The sequence below is a fragment of the Siminovitchia jepli genome, assembly GCF_047228825.1.
GTDB lineage: Bacteria > Bacillota > Bacilli > Bacillales > Bacillaceae_C > Siminovitchia.
In genome coordinates this window covers 1-6,772 of the sequence record NZ_JBFEGN010000133.1, presented here as the reverse complement: position 1 = coordinate 6,772, position 6,772 = coordinate 1, and the positions used below count along the sequence as shown (strand labels likewise).

The 6,772-nt window shown below is 34.7% G+C and carries 6 protein-coding genes and 1 pseudogene; 1 reads left to right on the top strand and 6 read right to left on the bottom strand.

The features are described from left to right. Nucleotides 1–68 precede the first annotated feature (68 nt). The 6 genes and pseudogenes from AB1L08_RS21135 to AB1L08_RS21110 all read right to left on the bottom strand — a co-directional run. Nucleotides 69–848 (bottom strand): annotated as a pseudogene (locus AB1L08_RS21135) (DDE-type integrase/transposase/recombinase); the annotation flags it as partial. A 38-nt stretch (nucleotides 849–886) separates the two neighbouring features. Beyond that, a complete protein-coding gene (locus AB1L08_RS21130; RefSeq protein WP_413066587.1) occupies nucleotides 887–1,399 on the bottom strand; it encodes a DUF6431 domain-containing protein in 513 nt (170 codons plus the stop codon). Nucleotides 1,400–1,604: 205 nt separating this feature from the next. Further along, complete coding sequence (locus tag AB1L08_RS21125) at nucleotides 1,605–3,101, bottom strand: AAA family ATPase (RefSeq protein ID WP_413066585.1); 1,497 nt, start codon at nucleotides 3,099–3,101, stop codon at nucleotides 1,605–1,607. 4 nt (nucleotides 3,102–3,105) lie between these two features. After that, a complete protein-coding gene (locus AB1L08_RS21120) occupies nucleotides 3,106–4,035 on the bottom strand; it encodes a hypothetical protein (protein ID WP_413066584.1) in 930 nt (309 codons plus the stop codon). A 186-nt stretch (nucleotides 4,036–4,221) separates the two neighbouring features. Further along, nucleotides 4,222–4,701 carry an ArpU family phage packaging/lysis transcriptional regulator gene (locus tag AB1L08_RS21115; protein WP_413066583.1) on the bottom strand — a complete coding sequence of 160 codons (480 nt, stop codon included), beginning with the start codon at nucleotides 4,699–4,701 and terminating at the stop codon, nucleotides 4,222–4,224. A 76-nt stretch (nucleotides 4,702–4,777) separates the two neighbouring features. After that, on the bottom strand, nucleotides 4,778–5,752 hold the full coding sequence (locus tag AB1L08_RS21110) for a hypothetical protein (protein ID WP_413066582.1): 975 nt from the start codon (nucleotides 5,750–5,752) through the stop codon (nucleotides 4,778–4,780). A 424-nt stretch (nucleotides 5,753–6,176) separates the two neighbouring features. On the opposite strand from AB1L08_RS21110, the gene AB1L08_RS21105 reads away from it, so the two are divergent. After that, nucleotides 6,177–6,731 carry a DUF6431 domain-containing protein gene (locus tag AB1L08_RS21105; RefSeq protein WP_413066581.1) on the top strand — a complete coding sequence of 185 codons (555 nt, stop codon included), beginning with the start codon at nucleotides 6,177–6,179 and terminating at the stop codon, nucleotides 6,729–6,731. Nucleotides 6,732–6,772 lie beyond the last annotated feature (41 nt).

Here is a 6,772-nt window from a genome sequence, read left to right as displayed (position 1 = left end):
AAGTAAATCTTGCATACAACTAGAACTTAGCTAAAGAAAAAGGATTTACTTTACATTTTATTTTACTATACATAACCCTTACTTTCAGCGGCGTACGGCTTAGCGAAAACTAACCGTGTACCGAGTTTCGAACACGTTCTCGCCATCCATTTCGTTCGATATTGTTTTCCATTATCAAAATAAACGGCTTCAGGAACTCCATACTTTTGAACAGCTTGTCGAAAAGCATCTTCCACAATACGGGAATCAAGCGTCGGATAAAAGGCACCATGTAAAATAAACCTGGTCGCGTCATCGATGATCACAACTAAGTAAACCTGCTTTTTAATTCCATTAGGACCAATAGGTAAGTAAGGTCCATATTTTATATCGGATTGCCATAACTGGTTTCGATGGCGCTTTTGAAAGCGTCTGGCTGCCACCCCGGATTGGGAATATAGCTTCATTTGGCGCGTGCTATACCCTTTTTCGGTTAACTTTTCCTGGAGAGTAGAGCGCTTAATCTGCCCTGGTTCTGCCAAGCCCTCCCATTCAAGTATTTGAATGATTTGAGCTACGCTTCGGCTCGGCGCCTCTTTTCGAAGAAGAATAGCCTGTTCCAGTAAATGTGCAGGAATTGCTTCAGCTTTCGTCCGAGTGGATGTCCCCCTAGGCTTTAAAGCTGAAAATCCTCCCGTAAGGTACTGTGAAAGATAGCGCCTGATTGTTCTTTCGGAAAGACCGCTGTTCTTACTAATTTCATCCTTCAATTGCTTCGCCTTTCCAGCATCTAGTCCCTCTGCCAATAAGGGCGAAATAAGCTGGAATCGCTGGGCTGCAATTTCTTCTGCTTTTCGTTGATCTTTCATGGTAACACTCCTCTCAATGTGTATACCATGAGTGTAAATCAGCTTCTTTCGGACAAAAATGCAGAACGGGTCTGTAACCATAAATTAATATTTACAATCGGTCGGACAATTCGCTCCAGCCATCTGGGGGCATCGCCTACCAGTCGTCCTATTCTATGAAGTGCAGTCTCTGAATTTCCGGACGAAAAACTCAAAGGGACATTCTCTTGTTTCGTTCGATGCATGATAGAAATAAGACATCCAATCCAATAATCAATGAAACTATGGAACCACTTAAACCATCGAAACAACGTAGATTCGTCAGCCGGGATATCATGGTTGGTACGGTTCGTTAGAACCTCTTCAATACATTCTGATTCATACCTCTTATACGGTACTAAAAAATCAGGCAGTTCGTGGTGAATCCTATGGCAGTGACCGCACTCTAAACGACGAATATTATAAATACATGATTCCCCAGATCTTTTTTTGGATTTTCTATTTCTGGTTCCAACCACTGTCATGCTTTTTCCGCAACAAGGAGAAGGGATCCTTCCCGCACCTCTAACCAAAAACGCCGGAGCTATTCTCAATTAGGCGGTAATCTGATACAATAATCATAGTGTTTATGGTGAGACGTCTTCCGTATAACTGTTGGCGCAGGTATACATTAAGGGAGGCGTCTTTTCCTTTCTCCAAAATTCAGACAATATAAGGTCATTATACTTGTCAATTTTGGGACAGGCAATACCGTCAACTTTCGGTAGTATAAGGGTGTCAAAAACAGTCAACTGACTCAACATTGATATTTTTTATTTGGTTAATATCTTCCTCAGTGAATGATTGTCCGCCATACATTTTTACTTTTTGAGACACTCTGTTAATATAATCATTAACAAATTCTTGTTTTTCACTAATAGTTAGTTTTTCAAATTCACAAACTAGATCCAAACGGGATTGTAATTCTTCAGGTATTACTTTATAAAAGTTTTGTTCATCTAAATTAGAGGTGAATACTATTAAATAGCCATCTAAGTTATATTCCCTTGATTGTGAATCAGTATATGTACCATCTTCCAATAATTCAAGAAAAAAATTATAAATGGGTTTTGATGCTTTTTCAAATTCATCACACACCACTATTCCAGCATTACTTTTTTCTAGCTTTACGCTTAATTCCCCTTCTTCTGAACCTATATATCCTCTAGGACTTCCTATTAGACTATTCAAAGAGTCCTGACTACTATAATTCCCAAAGTTAATTTTCGCTAATGAAGTTGATTTATTTAAATTGTTTTTTATAATCCGTGCAAATTCAGTTTTCCCTACCCCGGTAGAACCCAATAAAAAAATGGAAAAAATATTTTTTTCTTTAATTTTATTTAAAAAGATAAACTCCTTGATAGCTTCTGCAAATCTATCTTTAAATTTCTGATGCCCGAATAGTTTAAAATTAATTTGATCTAATAGTGTTTCAATCCCTTCTATCTTCAAGTCAGTTACTCTCACCAATTTGTCTTCTTCGCTGGTAACTATTAAGGTTTGCTCTTTCTTTTGAATTATTTCAGGAAGTAGCTTATTAATTTTTTCGGTATGACTAAGTGTTAATCTTAAAAGCTCTAATGCTTTATCTGCAATATCTTTCTTAATAACAACATTATAGTTATCTATTGTATTAAGATATTGTTCAAGGAAATAGATTAAATTTGGGTTATTGTCCATTGCAAGAACCACTGATGTTAAATCAATAATTGCATGAGCTGATTCTTGTATAGTGTATTTATATAGTTCTTCATTTAATTTATTATTGAGTTTACTAAAATTAATAAAGGGGATATTTTCTTTGTTAAGGTATTTAATTAATTCATCTAATTCTTCTCCAGTATAAGTGTATAAACATCGTCTACTTAATGGTGTTATTTCATTAATTAAAATATTTTCATCCTCTTTGACAGGGTATAAAGCTACAGCCTGATCAAATATTAATCGAAACATATCAAGGGCATAATCAATTAAAGTATCCTTTATTATTATCTTGTTCGTTTCATCTAGATTTTCAAAGTTTAGTGATGCTGAATATATATCTTGTGTATAGTGAGTTAAATAAAGAACTAGATTAGAGATATCGATAGTCTTGCCACTATACTCCTCTAGTAAATTTCCAGTTTCTTGGAATTTAAAATCATAGATGCTTTCGCCATTCTTTGATAATTCTTCAGATAATAAATTAAACTCTTTAATATCTTTGTATGTATATAAGGGAAATCTATACACTTATTTAACTCCTTTGTTTATTTTTAAAAATTAAATTAATGATTTTTTTATACCATGGAATCTTTTTTTGTGTATACTCATCTTCTTTAAATGCAACATTTTGGATAACAGCAATAACATCTATAAATTTAAAATTGCGCTCTTCTTTAAAACGATTCTTATTATAGGAATTGCTAATAACGTCGGATTGATATGTACTTGAAAAAACTTTTTTTTCTTCCTTTGTTTGATTTATACCAATATTATACAGATGATTGAAAGTATTTTTGTTAATAAATTCTTCTGAAATATCCCCTTTATAAACTCCAATAATAGATACATTCCCTATCAATAAATCATCAATATTATATTTACTTTCAAATTCATTTTCTAATTCCATTGGAATTTTAATAACTATTTCCTCACCAATATTAGGCATAGTACCGTATAATATGTAGGAATAATCCTGCAACATAGAAGAAATAATGTTATTTATTTCAACTCCATCAACTCTAAAGCCTTTTAGCGCATCGCTTCTAAGTACTTTAAACTCTCTTAGGTATTCCTCATTTAAAATTTTCAAATTTACTTCATTTAATTTAACTAAGTCACCTTCCCTTCTATCCTTAAAGTCGTTAATTAAGGTACACTTTTTTTCTATTTGCTTTAAAAGTATTGACTTAGTAGTTTTAATATCTAATGACTCGACCATTTTGGAAGAACTCACTTGCCTTTCGCTTGCCTGTGCTCCCACAACGGCTTTAATATTGGCCAAGTTATTTAGCGCTGTTGAAATTGATGTGTTTATTGAGTGTGAATTTTCCCGTAAAGAACTGTTCTCCCTTTGTATAGAGGAAACAATAACGTTATTTATCATCATAGCTATCTCATAAACTTTAGAGAAATTTATATAGTAAATGTTAAACATACCACCAGTTTTTATTTTTTGACCCAATCTTAACACCTCAAATAAAATTAATGTTATCTATCAAAGTAATCAATTTACTATTCTATCTATTATATGATAAATAGACCTAAATGAAGAGGTCAGCCATATGAATAAGCGACTAACCTCTTTTCCTAATAATCGAACCTAATCTGCCATTGGTACTTAGGTTAACTTTTGACATTTTCATCCAATTTATTCTATCTTTTTCATTCTGCTAAGTAAAGCTAAACCTAGCCAATATAAGGCTTCCTTTTTCTTCTGGTAATATACCGTTCGCCCTAGATGCATTTCTTGATAAACCAGATCATCCGGTGTGTATTTTCCATCGTATCTTCTCTTCAAATACTTTTTCTCTATGATTTCTTGATGCATTTCTGGCAATTTGATTAACCTTTCATGAAAAAAGTGAAGCCATTCTTCGGCAGTCAATGTCTTTAAAGCGGTGGATTCTGTTGAGCTATGAAAACCGTTGGAATGAAACGGCATGTCTGAATAACTGCTTGTAATTGATGGAATCTTTGTTGTGTTAGCAATGAGTTTCATTCGGAAATACTTTCTGATCCATTCCCCTAGCACATATTCGATCACACATTCCATTTCTTGCTCTTCCAGTTTTTTCATATCGGATTCAGATTGAATTTTATCAGAGTATAACTCAAAGGAAAGCTGCATATCGTTTCCTTACCTCCCTCTAAATCTTTAATGATCTGTTCTAGGCTCGTTCTTTATTTCTTAACAGCAATGTTTACTAGTCATCTTCATCGTCCAACCAATTATAAAGGACACCTGTATTTTGATTTCGGTAGTTTTGTTTCCGGTCCGCCATTTCCTTGGTCAGCAAATCAAATATGGCTGTGTAAATATATCCGGATTCATTCTTTACATTTCGCTCCTTCTCAATCTTTCTAACAGATCGGCTAAAGGATTGAATGATTTTATGTTCAAGTTCGGGTTCATGCTCTAACCAAATTACGCAGTCTGTTTCTTTTTCAGCGTTATGTTTTGCAAGAAGGATTGTGTCATAGTATTTTTTTGCTTGTTCCGGTGATTCAGAGAACACCTGAAGCATCCTAGCTAGTCTTTTGGGAATTTGCTCTTGGTTATTATAAAACGCCTGCTCCATGTATTTTTCTTTTAATTCCTCTTTCTTTTCTTTTGACAAAGAATCGGGCAAATCAAATCTATCATGTAGAGCACCATCAGTATCTTTTGTATCTAATGTATCTAGATCTTTATCTTTATACTTAATCTCTTTATTACTTAATTTATTATATGTTGATTTTGGGAAGTCCATTTTGGGAAGTCCAAAATCAACATTAGAAGCCGTACTTTTTTTGGAATGTTGATTTTCAACATTTGAAGATTTCTTCCCATCCCAAACCGAACACCCCTCTTTTTCTTCAATTTCTCGAATATCGTCATCGGTAAATTTCTCTTGTGAATGATAATAAACATATTCAAACTTTTTGCCAACCCTTCTCCTTAGTTGAATCACATAATTATTTTCCACCAACTCGTTCCAGGCATTTTGCACAGATGTGCGGCCATTTTTCGCATACCTTTTATATAGCTCCGTTTTATAGATCGTCCAGTTGTCTGGCATAGCCGTTAAATTACTCAGTAACCCAATGGCTTGCAAACTCAGGTTCTCTACGTCATGCAGCATGTTTCTGTTAATAGACTCATAGCCTTTGTTTTTGAATTTTTTAATATTCCCACTCATAGTTCCCACTCTCCAATTTTGGCGAATCGTAATTTTCTGTGTGCGTTCTCTATCTTAAAAATGCCATTTGATCCTCCCAATGATGGATGAATAACTCATTACGCTTACACATACTGCAAAATGTATTACAATCAATTCCGTCAAAATAGACAATCTCACCATGCAGAAATTCCTTTTTACACCTTGAACAGATTTTTACTCTTGAATAGTTCACTCAAGTTCCTCCGAACGAGCTGTCATTTGATTATTTTTACCGTCCTACTTTCCTTGATTAGATAGGTTATATCCTTTTCGTACTGCTGTAAAGAATCACTTTGTTCCGTCAAAAAAGGGCCTTCTTTATTCAAATTCCTTCAGCGTGATTTCTGTACTTCCCTGAAATAATATGCTAAATTTTTTGCATATTACAAAGGGGAGTTTTTTTATGATCATTATCCATGATTTTGGAATCGGACTTGAGGAATATGGATCAAGAGGAAAAGGGAATGAATTTCCCATGTTTGACCGATGTCCCGACTGTCATTGTATTGCTCAAGGGAATGTTCATCGAAATGGCTATTACTGGAGGTACGCAATTGATGAGGCGGATCAGGCAGTGCATATACCCATATGCCGGTTTAGGTGCCTGGCTTGCGGGGTGAACATCTCCATTTTGCCAGATTTTCTTATTCCCTATTACCAACATACATTACATACGATTGTTGAAAGGGTCCATCTGTTATTAAGGGGAAAGAAAGCCATTGGAAGCCGCCAACAGTTAGCCCAGCATACCAAGCGCTTCTATGAGATTCTTCATTGGACACATAGTTTCTTGATGGATCTAGGACATCCATTGGGGTTTACACAGGACCAAAAAAAAGAAGCCCTAAAATATATGAAAATGATCCAGGATATTGGCGTATCCACCTTCTTTCGAAGGAGCTGGGGTCATTTATCAACATATTTTATGGGCAAATTAATTCTACCATATTTATCGTGAGAAAAAAATAAAGCGTTCCCACATAAATCTTGCCTATGAAA